Here is a 14,689-nt window from a genome sequence, read left to right as displayed (position 1 = left end):
GAGCCGCGACGCTGCCCGCGTGCCCCTGGCCCTCGCCTGCGCGCCGCTGACCGCGGGGGCCGCCGGGCCGCCGGAGGTCCTGGGACCCGGCGCCCGCCCGCTGGGGGAGGGCTGGACCGCCGCCGTCGCGGACGCCGCGGCCGCCGTCGACGCGGTCGTGGCCCTGGTGCGCGCCGGCGGCTGGCGGATCGGGATCGGTGCCGCTCCGGCCGACGACGCGCCGGTCGCGCTCGCCGCCCGGCGGGCGCTCGAGGCGGCCTCCCGGCGGCCGGTCCGGCTGGCCGTGCGCGGCGCCGACCCCGAGGCCGCGGCCGACGCGCAGGCGGTGCTCACCGCACTGGCGGTCCTGCTCACCCGGCGCAGCCCCGCGGCCTGGGCCGCGGTCGACCTCGTGGCCGGCGGCGCCACCCGGGGAGCGGCCGCCGCGGCGCTGGGCGTCTCCCGGCAGGCCGTGGCGCAGCGGCTGGCCGCCGGCGGCCTCGACCTCGAGCGCGAGTTGCGGCCCGCCGCCGCCCGGCTGCTCGCCCGCGCCGCGGTCTGACCGCCCGCACGGGGGACGCCGCCGCGCGCGCCGCGGCGGCGGTCGGCGAGGATGAAGCGTCCGGAACGCCCCCGAGGAGGCCCGCCGTGCCCGAGCCCCAGCGCAACGCCGAGCTCCTCGGCATCTACCTCAACGACCACCTGGCCGCGGCCACCGGCGGCATCGAGCTGGTCGGCCGCATGATCGGCGTCCACCGCGGCAGCCGCTGGCAGCAGCCGCTCGAGCAGCTGCGCGGTGAGCTGTTCGAGGAGCGCGCGTCGCTGCTGCGGGTGGCGGCCGCCCTGGGCGTGCCGGTGCGGCAGTACAAGCAGCTCGGCGTGTGGGTCGCCGAGAAGGTGACCCGCGCCAAGCTCAACGGGCGGCTGCTGTCCCGCTCGCCGCTGTCGGACCTCGTCGAGTTCGAGTTCCTGGCCTCGGCGGTGCGCGCCAAGCGCAGCGGCTTCGAGACCCTGCGGATCGTCAGCGAGGTCGACGGCCGGCTCGACCGCGCCGAGCTCGACCGCCTCATCGACCAGGCCCACCACCAGTACGAGTGGCTCACCGACGCCCGCCGCGAGGTGGCCGCGGGCGTCTTCGGCGGGCGGCCGGAGGCCGCGGTCCCCAGCGACGCCGACTGACCGCCGGAGACCGGCGCGACGACGGCAGGTGCCACGACCCCGGGGCCCGGCCACACGCACCGCCGCGGAGCACGCCGGCCGGGGTCGACGCCGAGCCCGCCGCCGCGGTCGCCGAGCTGCGCCGACGCACCCGCCCGGACCTGCCGGTGGTCACCGTCGGGTCCTGCTTCGGCGGCAGCCACTCGTGGCGGCAGTCCGGCGGCGACCTCGACGTCGCCGCCGGCGTGGGCTCCTACGGCCGGCCGGTCCTGGTGGGCGACGCCGCGTCCCGCGCCTCCCGCCCGACGCTGCTGCTGGTCGCCGGCGCCGGCGCGGTCGCCCCGGCGGCCGACAGCTCGCGCTCGCCGCGACGATGCCCGCCGCCGGGGCCGAGGTGGAGACCGCGGTCTACGACGGCGCGCCGCACTCGTTCTCCGACCGGGCCGCGGCCGAGTGGCAGGAGGCGTGCCGGGACACCTGGCGGCGCGTCCTCGCGCTGGCCGACCGGGTCGGCCCCGCCGCGCGGGGGTGAGCGCGGCCGGCGCGCGACACCCTCCGACGCCCGTCCCGGCGTCCGGTGTGCGCCGTGACACCCTGGGCACCCGCAGGGGCGCCGGACGGGGGAAGGGAGCTGCATGGCCACGCGGCAGCACGTGCCCGGCCCGGGTCCGGGGAGGGCACGGACCGGGGGCACCCCGGTGCCGCCGGCCGACGCGGAGGCCGCCGACGCGGAGGCCGCCGACGCGGCCGCGCCGGCCGACGCCCCGGCTCCCGACGTCGAGGTGCCCCCGGCCGGCGCCGGGCCGGCCGCAGCCCCGGCGCCGACCGGCGGGCTGCCCCGCTGGCTGGTGCTGCTCGTCGGCGCCGCGGCCGCCACCATCGCCGTCGCCGGAGTGCGGGAGATCGCCTGGCTCGTCGCGCCGGTGCTGCTGGCGCTGGTGGTCGTCGTCGCGCTGATGCCGGTGCAGCGCTGGCTGCTGCGCCACGGGGTGCCGCGCTGGGCCGCGGCCACCGTCCTGCTCCTGCTCGTCTGGGGCGTCCTGCTCGGGCTGGGATCGCTGCTGGTGGTGGCGATCGCGCAGTTCGCCGTCCTCCTGCCGGACTACGCCCCGCAGTTCGCCGTGCTGCTCGACGACACGGTGCGGCGGCTGGACGAGGCGGGGCTGTCCTCGACGCAGATCCAGGACCTCGTCGACCGGTTCGACTACGGCCAGCTCGTGGGCCTGGCCACCGGCCTGCTCGCCCGGGTCACCGACACGGCCAGCACCCTGGTGCTGCTGCTCTCGGCGATGGTCTTCCTCGCCATCGAGTCCGGCGGGTTCGGCCGCCGGCTGGCGCTGGTGGCCGAGGAGCGGCCGCACCTGCCCATCGCGCTGGGCCTGTTCGCCCGCGGGACCCGGTCCTACCTGCTGGTGAGCACCGTGTTCGGCGCGATCGTCGCGGTCGGCGACACGATCGCGCTGGCCGTCCTCGACGTGCCGATGCCGGTGCTGTGGGGGCTGCTGTCGTTCATCACCAACTACGTGCCCAACATCGGGTTCGTCCTCGGGGTGATCCCGCCGGCGCTGCTGGGCCTGCTCGACGGCGGCTGGCCCGAGTTCTGGATCATCCTGGGCGTCTACGCGCTGCTGAACTTCGTCGTCCAGACGCTGGTCCAGCCCCGCTTCGTCGGTGACTCGGTCGGCCTGTCGATGACGGTCACCTTCCTCGCCCTGCTGTTCTGGGGCTGGGTGCTCGGGGCGCTGGGGGCGCTGCTGGCCATCCCGCTCACCCTGCTGGTCAAGGCCCTGCTGGTCGACGTCGACCCGCGCGGGCACTGGCTCGACGCGCTGCTGCGGGAGGAGCCCAGGGCGCCGCGGACCAGCCGCGCCCGCCAGCGCGCGCAGGCCCGGCGGGCGGCGCTGGCGTCGGTCCGGACGCTGCACCCGCACTGGCCCGGACGGCGCGGACACCCGGACTGACCAGCCCTTTCCCGGAATGTCAGGGGTCTGCGGGACGTTGTCCACACGTCGGGCGGAGTGTCCGGCGAGACCCCGAGGAGGACCCTGTGAAGGGTGATCGTGTCGAGGTCGTCATCGACGCCGGTGGCGGCACCCGCACCTACGAGATCGAGGCCACCCGGGCCGGACGGCGGGTCGACGTGACCCACGGCCGCGGCCTGGTGGAGGTCACCGAGACCACCCGCGGCGGCACGCCCGTGCGCACCGCGCGGTTCATGTCCGGGCGCGTGCTCGCGCTCGTCGAGCACCCGGCGGCCCGTCCCGGGCTCGACGACGACGAGCCGGTGACCCCGCTGCGCCGCACCGCGTGATGGAGGACCCCGCTGCCCCGACCGGCGACCGGGAGCTGGTCGTGCTGGTGGGGCTGCAGGGGGCGGGCAAGTCCACGTACGTGCAGGAGCACCTGGTGGCTACGCACGCGGTGGTCAGCAAGGACCACTGGCCGCGGGCGCGGCGGCGGGAGGCGCGGCAGCAGCGGGTGGTGGCCGAGCTCCTCGCCGCCGGGCGCAGCGTCGTCGTCGACAACACCAACCCGTCCCCGGCCGAGCGCGTCGCCCTGGTGGCGGCGGCCCGCACCGCCGGCGTCCCCGTGCGGGCCGTCTGGCTGGACACCCCGCTCGAGACCTGCCTGGCCCGCAACGACGCCCGCGAGGGGCGGTCGCGGGTCCCCCTGGTCGGGGTGCACGCCACCCGCGCCCGGCTGGTCCCGCCGTCGGCGGCGGAGGGGTTCGACCGGGTCGACGTCGTCCGGGCCGACGGGACACGGGCTGCCGGCTGAGGCCCGCCGTGCGCGGGTCGGGGGAGCGGTGCGGTAGACCTTGACGGCCGTCCGCCCCGTCGTCCGTCCCCGGAGGTCCCGCCCGTGCTGGCCAGCATCGGCTACGCCGTCGCCTACACCGCCGTCGGCCTCGTGCTGCTGGCCGTGGGCTACCTCGTCCTCGACCTGCTCACCCCCGGCCACCTCGGCCGGCACATCTACGAGGACAGGTCGGTGAGCGCGGGGGTCGTCCTCGCCGCCGGGTTCCTCGCCCAGGGCGCCATCACCTTCACCACCATCTGGACCAACGCCACCGCCGGGTTCGGCCAGGCGCTGCTCTACACCGTGGTGTTCGGCCTGCTCGGCGTGGTCCTGCAGGCGATCGCCTTCGTCGGCCTGGACCTGATCACCCCGGGGAGGCTCGGGCACCTGGTCACCGAGGTCGGCCTGCACCCGGCGGCCCTCGTCAGCGGCGCCGCGCAGCTGTCGGTCGCCGCGATCATCGTCGCCTCGATCTGGCCCTGACACGCCGCCGGACCGCCGTCGGGAGCGCCTCGCGCCCGACGTAACGTGTCCGTCGCAGCGTGGGCCACCCCCCGGTGGGGGCCGGTGGCCCCCACGAGGACGGCCGGCACCGACGCCGCCGCCACCAGCGAGAGGAACTGCAATGAGCGAGGGGACCCCCCGCGTCGCCATCGTGACCGGCGCGGCGCGCGGCATCGGCGCCGCGACCGCCAAGCGGCTGGCCGCTGACGGCTTCGCCGTGGCCGTGCTCGACCTCGACGAGGCGGCCACCAAGGACACCGTCCAGGAGATCGAGGCCGCCGGTGGCCGGGCGCTGGGCGTCGGTGCCGACGTCAGCGACGCCGAGCAGGTGCAGGCCGCCGTCGACCGCGTCGCCGCCGAGCTCGGTGCCCCCGTCGTGCTGGTGAACAACGCCGGCGTCACCCGCGACAACATGCTGTTCAAGATGACCGAGGTCGACTGGGACGTCGTCATGAACGTGCACCTGCGGGGCTCGTTCCTCATGACCCGCGCGTGCCAGAAGTACATGGTCGACGCGAAGTGGGGCCGGGTCGTGAACCTGTCGTCGACCTCGGCGCTGGGCAACCGCGGCCAGGCCAACTACTCGACGGCCAAGGCCGGTCTGCAGGGCTTCACCAAGACCCTCGCCATCGAGCTCGGCAAGTTCGGCGTCACCGCCAACGCCATCGCCCCCGGCTTCATCCAGACCGAGATGACCAAGGCCACCGCCGAGCGCATGGGCATCGGGTTCGACGACTTCATCGCCTACGCCGCCAAGGAGATCCCGGTGCAGCGCGTGGGCCAGCCCGAGGACATCGCCCACCTGGTGTCCTTCTTCGTCAGCGAGGGCGCCGGCTTCGTCTCCGGCCAGGTCGTCTACGCCGCGGGCGGCCCCAAGGCCTAGCTGTCACCGGGCCCGGCCGGGAGGACTCCCGGCCGGGCCCGTCGCGTCGGGGTGCCCCTCAGGCGGCCGCCGGGCGCTCCGGACGCGCCGGCCGGGGCTCGACCAGCCGGGTCAGCAGCGGACCGGCGACGGCGAGCAGCAGCACGTACGCGGTGGCCAGCGGGCCGAGTTCGGCCACACCCGCCGCCACGGCCAGGCCGGCGATCACCACCGAGAACTCCCCACGGGCGACCAGTGCGGTCCCGGCCCGCCAGCGACCGGGGACCGCGACGCCGTCCCGGCGGGCGGCGTACCACCCCGTCGCGATCTTGGTCGCCGCGGTCACACCGCCCAGCAGCAGCGCGGCCGGGAGGACCGGGACGACGTCGGCCGGGTCGGTGGCCAGCCCGAAGGCCACGAAGAAGGTGGCCGCGAACAGGTCGCGCAGCGGCGTCAGGATCCGCCGCACCCGCTCCGCGAAGGGCGAGGGCAGGGCCAGCCCGACGAGGAAGGCGCCGACGGCGGCCGAGACGCCCAGCGCCTGGGCCGCGCCGGCAACCAGCAGGGTCAGCCCGACCAGGCGCAGCAGCACCTGCTCGTCGTCGGGCGAGGACAGCAGCCGCCCGAGGTGGTGCCCGTGCCGCCGGGCGGCGGCCAGGACCAGCACGACCGTGCCGGCCGCCAGCGCCAGCCCGCCGGCGGCCGCCACCGGGCCGCCCCCGGCCAGGGCCACCGCCAGCAGCGGCAGGACCAGCGCCATCGCGAGGTCCTCGAGGACCAGCACCGACAGCACGGCCGGCGTCTCGCGGTTGGCCAGCCGGCCCAGATCGGCCAGCAGCCGCGCCACGATGCCCGAGGACGAGATGTAGGTGATGCCCGCCAGGGCGAGCGCCCCCTCCCACGGCAGGCCCAGGAGCAGGCCGGCCACCAGCCCGGGCGGCGCGTTGAGCAGCAGGTCCACGAGGCCGGAGCGGCCGTGGTGGCGCAGCGAGGCGAACAGCTCGTCCGGGGAGAACTCCAGGCCCAGGGCGAGCAGCAGCAGGACCACGCCGATCTCGGCCGCGGCCTCAATGAACGGCGTGGCCGTCGTCAACGGGACGATGCCGCCCTCGCCGACGGCCAGGGCGGCCACGAGCACGAACGGGATCGGGGAGAGGTCCAGCCGGCGGGCCAGCAGACCGAGGGCGGCCAGGCCGAGGAAGAGCAGCCCCAGCTCGACCAGCAGCGCCTCGGTGCCGTGCACTCCTCAGGCCCGGGTGTCGCCGTCGAGCCGGGCGGCCAGCTGCCCGAGGCCGGCGGCCGACCCGATGGCGACCAGGACGTCGCCCGCGTGCAGCACGTCCGCGGGCCCGGGCGAGGTGACGACGTCGCTCTCGCGGACCAGGGCGACGACCGAGCAGCCGGTCAGCGTGCGGGCGCGGGTCTCGCCCAGCGGGCGGTTCTCGAAGGGCGACCCGGGCCGCACCGTGAAGCGGCCGGACTCGAGCCCCGGGACCTCCCGGGACAGGTCCACGAAGCGCTGCGTCAGGCGGGGGGCGCCGAGCAGCTCGGCGAGGACCCCGGTCTCGTCCGCGTCGAGCCGGATGACGCCGCGGGTGCGGTCGGGGTCGCGACGGTCGTAGACGGAGACTTCGATGCCGCCCTCCCGCTGCACGACGACGGCGAGGCGGTCACCGGCGCGCGTCGTGAGTCCGTAGCGCACGCCGATGCCGGGCAGCAGGGTCTCCTCGAGTTCCACCACGCGGGCATCCTGGCAGCCGCGAGGGCCTCTGCGGCCGGGGCCGGGTGGCGCGGGTCACGGCCGGTCGTGGGACCGGCGGGCAGAGCGTCCGGGCTGCCGGCGTTGTACCCGGCGTGACCGCTCCCCTCCGCCTCGTCGTCCTCGGTGACTCGATCGGCTTCGGCACCGGGGCCGCCCGCGTCGAGGACGGCCTCGGCCCGCGCCTGGCGCGGGCGCTGCGCGACGAGGGCATCGCCACCGACCTCACCGTCCTCGCCGTCCCGGGCGCGGTCTCCCGCGACCTCGCCGCCCAGGTGCGCCGGGCCGCGCCGCTCGGCGCCGACCTCGCGGTCGTGGTGATCGGCGCGAACGACCTCGCCCGGTTCGTGCCGGTCGACGCGGCCACCGCCGCGCTCGGCGCCGCCGTGGCCGACCTGCGCGCCGCCGGTACCGACGTCGTGGTCGTGCCGGCGCCGGACATGTCGAGCGTGCCGTTCGTCCCGCCGGCGTTCCGGCCCGCCGTGCAGGCCGCGTGCGCGGTGCTGCAGCAGCGCCAGGCCGCCGTCGCCCGGGCGCACGGCGCCGTCGTCGCGCCGGTGGCCGCCGAGGTCGGCCGGGCCTTCACCGCCGACCCGGCGATGTTCTCCGCCGACCGGTTCCACCCGTCCTCGGCCGGCTACGCCCGGATCGCCGCCGCGCTGGCACCGGCCCTGCTCGCCGCCGCCCGCGACCGCCTGGCGCGCCGCGCCGCTTAGGCCGCGCTCACGCGGTCCGGGCGGCCTCCGCTGTCGCCCGGCGCATGCCGGTGGCGTCGAGGTCGGGGCCGTAGCCGGGGGTACCGGGCTGCACGCGCCAGCCCTCGGCCAGCGGGCCGAGGTCGACTACGTCGAAGCCGAGGTCGTCGATGAGCGAGGCGGCCGCCTCCCGGGCCGAGGCGTCGTCCCCGGCGATGGCGACGGCCCGCCGGTTCGGCGTGCCGGGCACGCTGCGCCGGGCGGTGATGTGCGCGGCGAGGACGTGGTTGAAGGCCTTGACCACCCGCGACGTGGGCAGGTGCGCCTGCAGCAGCTCCGAGCTGGTCGTGGACCCGTCGTCCAGCTCGGCGACGTGCCCGTCGCGCTCCGGGTAGTAGTTGTTGGTGTCGAGCACGACCTTGCCCACCAGCGGCTCGACCGGGATGTCCCCGATCGCCCTGAGCGGCACGGTCACCACCACCAGGTCGCCGGCGGTCCCGGCCTCGGCCGCGGTCGCCGCCCGCACCGAGCCCCGCCGGGACGGCCGCGCCCCGATGGACTGCACCAGGTCGCTCAGCGTCTCGGGACCGCGGGAGTTGGCGAGCACGACGTCGTAGCCCGCGTCGGTGGCCGCCTGGGCGAGCGCCGTGCCGATGTGGCCGGCGCCGATGATGCCGATGGTCGTCATGCCCGGCCGCAACGCCGCCGGCCGCCGGTCATTCCCCGGTCGGGCCCCAGGCAAAGGAAGCTATCCGCACGTGCCGGCCGCCGAGACGTGCGGAGAGCTTCCTATGCCTCGTCCAGAGCGTCGGCCAGCAGTTCGGCGAGCGAGCGCCCGGGGCGGCCGGCCAGCTGGTCGAGCTGGGTCCGGCAGGAGAACCCGTCGGCCAGGACGACGGCGTCGCTCCCGGCCGCGCGGACCGCGGGCAGCAGCTGCTGCTCGGCGATCGCCACCGACACGTCGTGGTGCCCGCGCTCGACGCCCCAGTTGCCGGCCAGCCCGCAGCAGCCGCCCAGCCGGGTGACCGTCGCGCCGGCCCGCCGCAGCAGCCGCTCGTCGGCCGCCCAGCCCATGACCGCGTGGTGGTGGCAGTGCGGCTGGGCGACCACCTCGACGCCGGCCAGCGACGGCGGCGCCCAGCCCTCGGTCGCGGTGAGCAGCTCGGCCAGCGTCCGGGTGCCCGCGGCGACCCGCGCGGCGGCGTCGTCGTCGACCAGCTCGACGGCGTCGCTGCGCAGCGCCGCGGTGCACGAGGGCTCCAGCCCCACGACCGGGATCCCGGCGTCGACCAGCGGCGCCAGCCGCCGCACGGTCTCGCCGAGGATCCGCCTAGCGGTGTCGAGCTGGCCGGTGGTGGTCCAGGTCAGCCCGCAGCAGGTGTCGTCGGCGGGCACCTGCACCGTGTAGCCGGCGGCCTCGAGCACCCGCACCGCCGCGTGCGCCACCTGCGGGGCGAAGTGGTCGGTGAACGAGTCCACCCAGAGCGCGACCGGGGTGCCGTCGCCGGGGCGGGGGGTCCACTCCTGCCGGAAGGTGCGCCGCGCGAACGCCGGCAGGTCGCGGCGCTGGTCGACCCCGGCGGTCCAGCGCGCCAGCCGCCCGCCCAGCCGCGAGGAGGTGACCGCGTTGACCAGCCGCGGGGCCCGGGCGGCGAGGTCGGCCCACATCGGCAGCCGGCCCAGCAGGTAGTGCGAGCGCGGGCGCAGCCGCCGCCGGTAGGACTGGTGCAGCACCTCGGACTTGTAGCTGGCCATGTCCACACCGGTCGGGCAGTCGCGCGAGCAGCCCTTGCACGACAGGCACAGGTCCAGCGCCGCGTGCACCTCCGGGGAGCGCCAGTCCCGCACCGGGCCGCCGGGGGCGAGCATCTCCTGCAGCACCCGCGCCCGCCCGCGGGTGGTGTCCTTCTCCTCCCGGGTCGCCGGCCACGACGGGCACATCACCGCGACGCCGGAGGGCTCGGCCCGGCACTTGCCGACGCCGGTGCAGCGGTGGACGGCGTTGGAGAGGTCCCCGCCGTCGTGCCGGTAGGCCAGCGCCAGCCCGTCCCGGCGGCGCGGCGCGGCGGCCACCCGGACGTCGTCGTCGAGCGGCGCGGGCCGCACCAGCACGCCGGGGTTGAGCACGTCGGCGGGGTCGAACACGCCTTTGACCTGCGCGAACAGGTCCAGCGCGGCGGGGGAGTACATGCTGCCGAGCAGCTCGCTACGGGCCCGCCCGTCGCCGTGCTCGCCCGACACCGACCCGCCGTAGCGGGCCACCAGCGCGGCCGCCTCGGTGACGAAGGCCCGGTAGGCGGCCCGGCCCCGGTCGGGCTCCCGGCCGAACGGGAAGTCGATCCGCACGTGCACGCAGCCGTCGCCGAAGTGGCCGTAGGGCACGCCCTGCAGCCCGTGCTGCTCCAGCAGCGCCTCGAACTCGCGCAGGTAGGCGCCCAGCGAGGTCACCGGGACGGCGGCGTCCTCCCAGCCGGCGTGCGCCGGCCGCCCGTCGGAGGTGCGCGCGGCCAGGCCGGCGCCGTCCTCCCGGATCCGCCAGATCGCGGCGGCGTGCGCGACGTCGGTGACCACCAGCGCGTCGACCGCCCCCGCGTCGGCGACCACGCCGGCCCCCTTGGCCGCCACCTCGGCGACCGTGTCGCCGGTCAGCTCCACGATCAGCCAGCCCGCGCCCCGGGGCAGGTCGGGGACGACGGCGGCCGGCACGTCGCGCAGCCGCTGCACGATCCGCTCGTCGAGGCCCTCGACCGCGGTGGGCCCGTGCCGCAGCAGCCCCGGCGTGGCGTCGGCGGCGTCGGCCATCGAGGGGTAGCCGAGCACCACCAGCCCGCGGTGCGGGGCGTCGGCGACCAGCCGCACGGTGGCCCCGAGCACGAGGGCGAGGGTGCCCTCGCTGCCCACCAGCGCGCGGGCGACGTCGAAGCCGTGCTCGGGCAGCAGGTGCTCCAGCGAGTAGCCCGACACCTGCCGGCCGAAGCGGCCGAGCTCGGTGCGGATGGTGGCGAGCTCGCGGCCGACCAGGACGCGGAGGTCGTCGAGCCCGTGGACGGCCGACCCGGAGGACAGCCGCAGCCGCTGCCCGGTGCCGGTGACCACGTCGAGGCCGACGACGTTGTCCGACGTCCGGCCGTAGCCCAGTGCGCGGGAGCCGCAGGCGTTGTTGCCGATCATCCCGCCGACGGTGCAGCGGTTGGCGGTGCTCGGGTCGGGGCCGAAGCGCAGCCCGTGCGGCCGGGCGGCGACCTGCAGCGCGGCCTGCACCACTCCGGGGTCGACGACGGCGGTGCGCGCCTCGGGGTCGATCGCGTGCACGCGGGTGAGGTACCGGCTGGTGTCGACGACGACGCCGGTGCCCACGGCGTTCCCGGCGATCGAGGTGCCCGCCCCGCGCATGGTCAGCGGCACGCCGAGCTCGCGGCACACCTCCAAGGCCGCGAGCACCTCGTCGGCGTGCCGCGGGCGGACGACGGCGCGCGGAAGTACCCGGTACAGCGAGCCGTCAGAGGAGTACAGCGCCCGGGCCAGGCCCGAGTCGTCGACGTCGCCGATCCCGGCCCGTCGCAGGGCCTCGGCGATCTCGGTGGTGGCGGCGTCGACGACGGTCACCGGACCAGTGTCCCCGGTGCCCCGCGCGGGTGCGGGAGGCACCGGGGAGGGCGGTCACTCCTGGGACGGCGGCTCGTCCTGCCCCGACTCCTCGGCCTCGTCGGCCTCCTCCTTGGTGTGGTGCACCGCGCCGTCGGCGTGCTCCGGCGGGCCGTAGACGGTGTAGAGGACCAGCGGGTTGGGCCCGGTGTTGAGGAAGTTGTGCTTGGTCCCGGCCGGGACGACGACCAGGTCGCCCTGCGCCACCTTCTTGGTGGCCCCGCCGACCTTCGCCTCCCCGACCCCGCTGACGAAGGTCAGGATCTGGTCGATGTCCTCGTGGACCTCCTCGCCGATCTCCCCGCCCGGCGGGATGGTCATGACGACGAGCTGCGTGTTCTCCCCGGTCCACAGCACCCGGCGGAAGTCCGGGCTCTCCTCGGCGACGGTCGCGATCGTGAAGTGGATGACGGACGCCATCGGCGCGCTCCTCCCTGCTCCTGCGGCACCCGGACGGTGCCTCCCGCCGCTGCTCCTGCCCGCGCTCCGTCCGGGCCATGCGCGCCCGTTCCCGCCGGCCACTCCCGCCGGCGGCGCGCGGCTGCTACCGTCGACCGCGTCAGTTCGGGAATCCAACTGACAACGTCGAGTCCCTGGGGGCGTGCGTGTCCATCCCGGTCCGGTCCCGTCCGCCCGCTGCCGTCGACGCGGCGTCCCCGCAGTCGCGGACGCTGGCCGTCGTCGCCACCAGCACGCTGGTGGTGCTCGCCGCGTTCGTCACCCCGCTGGCCACCACGGTCGCCACCGCGCGCGAGCTGGGCACCGGCCCGGGCGGGCAGGCGTGGCTGCTCTCGGCGATGAGCGTCGGGCTGGCCGCGGCGCTGCTGGTCAGCGGCGCGGCCGCCGACGACCTCGGCCGGCGGCGCGTCTTCACCGCCGGGCTGGTGCTGCTGGCCGCGGGCGCGGCGGTGTCGGGCGCGGCGACGGGCACCGGCGTCTTCGTCGCCGGACGGCTGGCCGAGGGGGTCGGCGGTGCCGCGGTGCTCGCCTGCTCGCTCGGCCTGATCGCCCAGGTCTTCCCGCTGGGCCCGGCGCGGGCGCGGGCCGCGGCGGTGTGGGGTGCGGCCATCGGTGCGGGCACCGGCGTCGGCGGGCTGGCCGCGGTGCTGCTCGACGGCGACACCGGCTGGCGGGCCACGCACGTCGCCACCGCCGTCGTCGCCGTGCTGCTCGCGGTCGCCGCCCGGCTGCTGCTGCCGGAGTCCCCGCGCGGGCGCCGGCCGCGGGTCGACGTCGCCGGGCCGGTGCTGCTGGTCGCCGCGGTCACCTGCCTGCTCGTCGGCCTGGTCGCCCCCCGGTCCGGCGCCGGCACCGCGACGACGGCGGCGCTGCTGGCCGCCGGCGGGCTGCTGGCCGCCGGGTTCGTCCTCGCCGAGTCCCGCGTGCGCGCGCCGATGGTCGACCTCGGGCTGTTCCGCGTCCGCGGGTTCCACGCCGCGCTGCTGGGCGCCCTGGTCACCGGCGCGGCCACGGTCGGGCTGATGTCCTTCCTCGCCACGGTGCTGCAGCGCGCCCTCGGCGCCACCCTGCTCGCCACCACCGTGCTCGTGCTGGTCTGGTCGGCGGTGGCCACGGCGACCTCGGTCGGGGTGCGCTGGCTCCCCGCGGTCGACGGCCGGCTGCTGCTGGCCGCCGGCCTCGCCGTGTCGGCGGCGGGACTGGCCGCGCTCGCGGTCCTCGAGGCGGGCTCCTCGGAGCTGCGGCTGCTGCCCGGGCTGGTCGTCCTCGGGGTCGGCTACGGCGTGGTCAACGCCGCCCTGGGCCGCGAGGCGGTGGCGCACGTGCCGCCGGAGCGGGCCGGCATGGGCAGCGGCGCCAACAACACCGCGCGCTACCTGGGCGCCGCCGTCGGGGTCACCCTCGTGGTGCTGCTGGTCACCGCCGGCGACCCGGCGGGCACCGCGGCCGGGCTGGTCGCCGGCTGGGACACCGCCGCCCTGGCCGCCGGCGGCGTCAGCGCGGCCGGTGCGCTGGCGGTGATGGCACTGCGACCGGCGCGCCGCTGACCGTCGCGCCCGCGACCTCCGCCTCGGCCAGCGGGTCCGCCGGCGGGGCGGGGGCGCGCCGCAGCCGCAGCAGGCCGACGGAGACCAGCAGCGCGCCGGCCCCCGCCGCGGTGGCGGCCACGGTCAGCACCGACAGCGCCCCGGCGCCCGCCAGCGCCCCCACGACGGTGGTCTCCAGCACCACGGCGCCCCACACCGCGGCCGCGGCGACCCGGTCGGCCGCGGCGATGCCGTTGTAGAGCAGCAGCTGGGCGAGCGCGAGGGCGGTGCCCGACGCGGCGAACACCCAGGTCCACCCGCCCAGGTGGGCGCCGTAGGCGGCGCCGCCGACCAGCGGCAGGGCGGCGGCGCCCAGGGCCGCGGTGGCCAGCGTGAGCGCCCCGCCGACCGCGGCGACGACGGCCAGAGCCGACGACAGGGCCCGCCGCCGGCCGGCGGCGTCGGCCAGCCGGGGGAGGACGACCACGCCGACGCCCTGGGGCAGCCAGTACGCGACCTTGGCGAACACCGCGCCGACCGCGTACTCGCCGGCCAGCGCCGCGGGCAGGTGGTGGCGGGCGAGCAGCAGGTCGAGGTTGACCAGCAGCACCAGGCCCAGCAGCGCGCCCGACGCCCGCAGCGTCGACCGCGCCGGCCCGCGCAGGCCGCCGGACACCCCCGGCCGGCCGCAGCCGGCCCACGACACCAGTGCCCCCAGCGCGCAGCCGGCCGCCATGCCCGCCAGCGCCGCCGCGGGCGTCCCGCCGAGCAGCAGGCCGGCCACCGCACCGCCGGCCTTGAGCAGCCCGAACGCTCCCACGACGACAGCGAGCCGCCCGTAGCGGCCGGTGCCCTGGAGGATCCCGTCGTAGGCGCCGACCAGGGTGTGCGGCACGAGCACCGCCACCATCCACACCGCCGGGGTGGGGTCGGGCAGCCGCAGCAGGGCGGCCACCGGCAGCACCGCGGCCAGGCCGACGAGCCCGGCCGCGCCCGCGGCCAGCAGCGCGGTGGCGTGCAGGCGCCGGGCGGCGGCGTCGGCCGGGCCCGACCGCGGGTCGCCCAGGTGCAGCGCGGCCGCCGTCTGCAGGCCCGTGGCCGGCACGACGCCGACGAGCAGGACGCCGAGCAGCGCGGCCAGCTCGCCGTAGGAGGCCGGGGTGAGCAGCCGCGCGGCGAGCACCGTGACGACGTAGGACAGCGCGCTGACGGCCAGCAGCGCCCCGGACAGCACGGCGGCCGGGACCGCCCCGGCGACGCGCGCGGCTCCCCCCTCCGGGTGCCGCGGGCGGGAGAGCGTCAC

General features: G+C 77.6%; 16 protein-coding genes. 10 read left to right on the top strand and 6 right to left on the bottom strand.

The window, feature by feature from the left end; genetic code table 11:
• The first annotated feature begins 19 nt into the window (after nucleotides 1-19).
• The 8 genes from ACI79V_RS01195 to fabG all read left to right on the top strand — a co-directional run bounded on the left by ACI79V_RS01195 (nucleotide 20) and on the right by fabG (nucleotide 5,323).
• Nucleotides 20-541, top strand: a complete 522-nt coding sequence (locus ACI79V_RS01195; protein ID WP_456886072.1) for a hypothetical protein — start codon at nucleotides 20-22, stop codon at nucleotides 539-541.
• 86 nt (nucleotides 542-627) lie between these two features.
• Nucleotides 628-1,158: a hypothetical protein gene (locus ACI79V_RS01190; RefSeq protein WP_456877840.1), complete on the top strand. Its 531-nt coding sequence runs from the start codon at nucleotides 628-630 to the stop codon at nucleotides 1,156-1,158.
• A 352-nt stretch (nucleotides 1,159-1,510) separates the two neighbouring features.
• A complete protein-coding gene (locus ACI79V_RS01185; RefSeq protein ID WP_456886070.1) occupies nucleotides 1,511-1,669 on the top strand; it encodes a hypothetical protein in 159 nt (52 codons plus the stop codon).
• A 103-nt stretch (nucleotides 1,670-1,772) separates the two neighbouring features.
• A complete protein-coding gene (locus ACI79V_RS01180) occupies nucleotides 1,773-3,098 on the top strand; it encodes an AI-2E family transporter (protein WP_456886068.1) in 1,326 nt (441 codons plus the stop codon).
• Between the two features lie 86 nt (nucleotides 3,099-3,184).
• On the top strand, nucleotides 3,185-3,448 hold the full coding sequence (locus tag ACI79V_RS01175; protein ID WP_456877837.1) for a hypothetical protein: 264 nt from the start codon (nucleotides 3,185-3,187) through the stop codon (nucleotides 3,446-3,448).
• Nucleotides 3,448-3,915 carry an AAA family ATPase gene (locus tag ACI79V_RS01170; protein ID WP_456886255.1) on the top strand — a complete coding sequence of 156 codons (468 nt, stop codon included), beginning with the start codon at nucleotides 3,448-3,450 and terminating at the stop codon, nucleotides 3,913-3,915. The genes ACI79V_RS01175 and ACI79V_RS01170 overlap by 1 nt, the downstream gene beginning before the upstream one ends.
• A gap of 84 nt (nucleotides 3,916-3,999) precedes the next feature.
• Nucleotides 4,000-4,419: a DUF350 domain-containing protein gene (locus tag ACI79V_RS01165; protein ID WP_456886066.1), complete on the top strand. Its 420-nt coding sequence runs from the start codon at nucleotides 4,000-4,002 to the stop codon at nucleotides 4,417-4,419.
• Between the two features lie 142 nt (nucleotides 4,420-4,561).
• Entirely contained in the window at nucleotides 4,562-5,323 is a 762-nt protein-coding gene (gene fabG / locus ACI79V_RS01160) for a 3-oxoacyl-ACP reductase FabG (RefSeq protein ID WP_456886064.1), read from the top strand.
• A gap of 58 nt (nucleotides 5,324-5,381) precedes the next feature.
• Here the strand turns inward: fabG and ACI79V_RS01155 are convergent, their stop codons facing one another.
• A complete protein-coding gene (locus ACI79V_RS01155; RefSeq protein WP_456886062.1) occupies nucleotides 5,382-6,545 on the bottom strand; it encodes a cation:proton antiporter in 1,164 nt (387 codons plus the stop codon).
• A 3-nt stretch (nucleotides 6,546-6,548) separates the two neighbouring features.
• Nucleotides 6,549-7,043, bottom strand: a complete 495-nt coding sequence (locus ACI79V_RS01150; protein ID WP_456886060.1) for a cation:proton antiporter regulatory subunit — start codon at nucleotides 7,041-7,043, stop codon at nucleotides 6,549-6,551.
• Nucleotides 7,044-7,156: 113 nt separating this feature from the next.
• Here ACI79V_RS01150 and ACI79V_RS01145 point away from each other — a divergent pair, with 113 nt between their 5' ends.
• Nucleotides 7,157-7,777 carry a GDSL-type esterase/lipase family protein gene (locus tag ACI79V_RS01145; protein WP_456886058.1) on the top strand — a complete coding sequence of 207 codons (621 nt, stop codon included), beginning with the start codon at nucleotides 7,157-7,159 and terminating at the stop codon, nucleotides 7,775-7,777.
• Nucleotides 7,778-7,784: 7 nt separating this feature from the next.
• On the opposite strand, the gene ACI79V_RS01140 is transcribed toward ACI79V_RS01145, so the two are convergent.
• The 3 genes from ACI79V_RS01140 to ACI79V_RS01130 all read right to left on the bottom strand — a co-directional run bounded on the left by ACI79V_RS01140 (nucleotide 7,785) and on the right by ACI79V_RS01130 (nucleotide 11,821).
• Nucleotides 7,785-8,444, bottom strand: a complete 660-nt coding sequence (locus tag ACI79V_RS01140; protein ID WP_456886056.1) for an NADPH-dependent F420 reductase — start codon at nucleotides 8,442-8,444, stop codon at nucleotides 7,785-7,787.
• A gap of 101 nt (nucleotides 8,445-8,545) precedes the next feature.
• Complete coding sequence (locus tag ACI79V_RS01135; RefSeq protein ID WP_456886055.1) at nucleotides 8,546-11,362, bottom strand: FAD-binding and (Fe-S)-binding domain-containing protein; 2,817 nt, start codon at nucleotides 11,360-11,362, stop codon at nucleotides 8,546-8,548.
• 54 nt (nucleotides 11,363-11,416) lie between these two features.
• Nucleotides 11,417-11,821, bottom strand: a complete 405-nt coding sequence (locus ACI79V_RS01130; RefSeq protein WP_456886053.1) for a cupin domain-containing protein — start codon at nucleotides 11,819-11,821, stop codon at nucleotides 11,417-11,419.
• Nucleotides 11,822-12,006: 185 nt separating this feature from the next.
• Here ACI79V_RS01130 and ACI79V_RS01125 point away from each other — a divergent pair, with 185 nt between their 5' ends.
• Nucleotides 12,007-13,407, top strand: a complete 1,401-nt coding sequence (locus ACI79V_RS01125) for an MFS transporter (protein WP_456886052.1) — start codon at nucleotides 12,007-12,009, stop codon at nucleotides 13,405-13,407.
• Here the strand turns inward: ACI79V_RS01125 and ACI79V_RS01120 are convergent.
• Nucleotides 13,355-14,689, bottom strand: a complete 1,335-nt coding sequence (locus tag ACI79V_RS01120) for a hypothetical protein (RefSeq protein WP_456886050.1) — start codon at nucleotides 14,687-14,689, stop codon at nucleotides 13,355-13,357. The two genes, ACI79V_RS01125 and ACI79V_RS01120, sit on opposite strands and share 53 nt — an antisense overlap.

It is taken from the genome of Geodermatophilus sp. SYSU D00700 (assembly GCF_054050255.1).
The sequence above is the reverse complement of the archived record's forward strand: the minus strand, read 5'-3'. Positions and strand labels throughout refer to the sequence as shown.